Genomic DNA, 3,110 nt, shown 5'->3' on the forward strand with positions numbered 1-3,110 from the left:
CGAACAAGGTCTGTTCAACCCATGCAAGCTCCTGTCTCCCGTTCCTCTCGTCGCTGGCTTGTCAGCCTGCTGATCCTGCTGCTGGTGGTCGCCGTGGCCTGGTGGTTATGGCCCGCCACGACCGCGGTCAAGGAGCCGGCAGGCAAGGCAGGCAAGGGCGGGCGTCCCGGCTTTGGTGACTCCGTCGACCCGGTGCCAGTGCGCGTCGAGCCGGCCAAGGTCGGTGACTTCCCGCTCTACTTCAAGGCGTTGGGCACCGTGACCGCGACCAACACGGTCAACGTGCGCAGCCGGGTGGCCGGAGAACTGGTCAAGGTGCACTTCAAGGAAGGCCAGCAGGTCAAGGCCGGCGACCTGCTCGCCGAGATCGACCCGCGCGCCTACCGCATCGCCTTGCAGCAGGCCGAAGGCACGCTGGCGCAGAACCAGGCGCAGTTGAAGAACGCCCAGGTCGACGTCGCCCGCTACAAGGGCCTGTACGCCGAGGACAGTATCGCCAAACAGACCCTGGACACCGCCGAGGCCCTGGTCGGGCAGTACCTTGGCACGGTCAAGACCAACCAGGCGGAGGTCAACGACGCCCGCCTGAATCTGGAGTTCACCCAGATACGCGCGCCGATCAGTGGCCGGCTGGGCTTGCGCCAGCTCGATCTGGGCAACCTGGTCGCCGCCAATGACACCACGGCCCTGGTGGTGATCACCCAGACCGAGCCGATCAGCGTGGCCTTCACCCTGCCGGAAACCGAGTTGCCGTCGGTACTTGAGCGCTACCGCACCGGTGCCAGTCTGCCGGTCGAGGCCTGGGACCGTGGTGATATCCGCCTGCAGGCCAGCGGCGTGCTGGGCAGCCTGGACAACCAGATCGACACCACCACAGGTACCCTCAAGTTCAAGGCGCGCTTCGAGAACAAGGACCAGGCCCTGTTCCCCAACCAGTTCGTCAATGTACGATTGCTGGCCGACACCCTCAAACAGGTGGTCCTGGCCCCTGCCGCGGCGATCCAGTTTGGTAACGATGGCTCGTTTGCCTACGTGGTCAACGCCGAGAACAAGGTCAATGTGCGCAAACTCAAGGTGGGCGCCAGCGATGGCGAGCAGAGCGTGATTCTCGAAGGCCTCGCCGCGGGCGACCGGATCGTGCTCGAAGGCACTGACCGGTTGCGCGAAGGCAGCCTGGTGGAGGTGGTCCAGGACAGTTCTCAGGTGCCGTCCACGCCTGGACAGCATCTGCAAGGGCAAGACAAGGACGCCTCGGCCGGCGCCGCCGGGCAGGGCAAGGCCGGCGCATGAATCTCTCGCGGCTGTTCATCCTGCGCCCGGTAGCGACCACGCTGACCATGCTGGCCCTGGTGCTTGCCGGCCTGATCGGCTACAAGCTGCTGCCGGTCTCGGCCTTGCCCCAGGTCGACTACCCGACCATCCGGGTCATGACCCTGTATCCGGGCGCCAGCCCTGAGGTCATGACCAGCGCGGTCACCGCCCCGCTGGAGCGCCAGTTCGGGCAGATGCCTGGCCTGACCCAGATGGCGTCGACCAGCTCCGGCGGCGCCTCGGTACTGACCCTGCGCTTCAGCCTGGACATCAACATGGATGTCGCCGAGCAGCAGGTGCAGGCCGCGATCAACGCCGCCAGCAACCTGTTGCCGAGCGACCTGCCGGCGCCGCCGGTGTACAACAAGGTCAACCCGGCCGACACCCCGGTGCTGACGCTGGCCATTTCCTCCAGGACAATGCCGCTGCCAAAGCTCAATGACCTGGTCGACACCCGCATCGCGCAAAAGATCGCCCAGACCAGTGGTGTCGGCATGGTCAGCATCGCCGGTGGCCAGCGCCAGGCCGTGCGCATCAAGGTCAATGCCGAGGCCCTGGCCGCGGCCGGGCTGAGCCTTGAGGACGTGCGCACCCTCGTTGGCGCGTCCAACGTCAACCAGCCCAAGGGCAGCTTCGACGGCCCGACGCGGGTGTCGATGCTCGATGCCAACGACCAGCTGCGCTCGCCCGAGGAATACGCCAACCTCATCCTGACCTACAACAACGGCGCTCCATTGCGCCTGAAGGACGTCGCCGAGATTGTCGACGGCGCCGAGAACGAGCGCTTGGCCGCCTGGGCCAACCAGAACCAGGCCGTGCTGCTGAACATCCAGCGCCAGCCAGGGGCCAACGTCATCGAGACGGTCGACCGCATCAAGCAGATGCTGCCGTCGGTCACCGACAACCTGCCTGCCGGCCTCGACGTCATCGTGCTGACCGACCGCACCCAGACCATCCGCGCGGCGGTCAAGGACGTGCAGCATGAGCTGCTGATCGCGATCGTCCTGGTGGTCCTGGTCACCTTCCTGTTCCTGCGCCGTGTCAGCGCCACCCTTATTCCGTCGATCGCCGTGCCGCTGTCGCTGATTGGCACCTTTGGCGTGATGTACCTGGCCGGCTTCTCGATCAACAACCTGACGCTGATGGCCCTGACCATCGCCACGGGCTTCGTGGTCGACGACGCGATCGTCATGCTCGAGAACATCTCCCGGCACATCGAGGAGGGCGAGACGCCGATGCAGGCGGCGCTCAAGGGCGCCCGGCAGATCGGTTTCACCCTGATCTCGCTGACCTTCTCGCTGATCGCCGTGCTCATCCCGTTGCTGTTCATGGCCGATGTGGTCGGCCGGCTGTTCCGCGAGTTCGCCATCACCCTGGCGGTGGCCATCCTGATTTCCCTGGTGGTCTCGCTGACCCTGACGCCGATGATGTGCGCGCGGTTGCTCAAGCGCGAGCCGAAGGAAGAAGAGCAGGGGCGGTTCTACCGCGCCAGCGGCGCATGGATCGATTGGCTTATCCACCACTACGGCCGCGGCCTGCAGTGGGTACTGCGGCACCAGCCGCTGACCTTGCTGGTCGCGGTCGGCAGTCTGGTGCTCACGGTGGTGCTGTACATGGCGGTGCCCAAGGGGTTCTTCCCGGTGCAGGACACCGGCGTGATCCAGGGTATTTCCGAAGCGCCGCAGTCCATTTCCTTCACCGCGATGAGCGAACGCCAACAGGCCTTGAGCAAGGTGATCCTGGCCGATCCGGCGGTGCAGAGTCTGTCGTCGTATATCGGCGTCGACGGCGACAACGCC

General features: G+C 65.6%; 2 protein-coding genes. Both read left to right on the forward strand.

The window, feature by feature from the left end; translation table 11 throughout:
- The first annotated feature begins 21 nt into the window (after positions 1-21).
- Positions 22-1,290, forward strand: coding sequence for an MdtA/MuxA family multidrug efflux RND transporter periplasmic adaptor subunit (locus tag VJS90_RS06300; RefSeq protein ID WP_324120138.1), 1,269 nt, complete (start codon positions 22-24; stop codon positions 1,288-1,290).
- On the forward strand, positions 1,287-3,110 hold a 1,824-nt coding region (locus tag VJS90_RS06305; RefSeq protein ID WP_324120140.1), incomplete at its 3' end, for an efflux RND transporter permease subunit. The genes VJS90_RS06300 and VJS90_RS06305, both read left to right, overlap by 4 nt.

The sequence above is a fragment of the Pseudomonas sp. genome (assembly GCF_035277045.1).
Taxonomy (GTDB): Bacteria; Pseudomonadota; Gammaproteobacteria; order Pseudomonadales; family Pseudomonadaceae; genus Aquipseudomonas.

What these genes read in the sequence shown, in the direction of transcription:
- VJS90_RS06300 (WP_324120138.1), top strand. Translation starts at nt 22, where the DNA reads ATGCAAGCTCCTGTCTCCCGTTCCTCTCGTCGCTGGCTTGTCAGCCTG.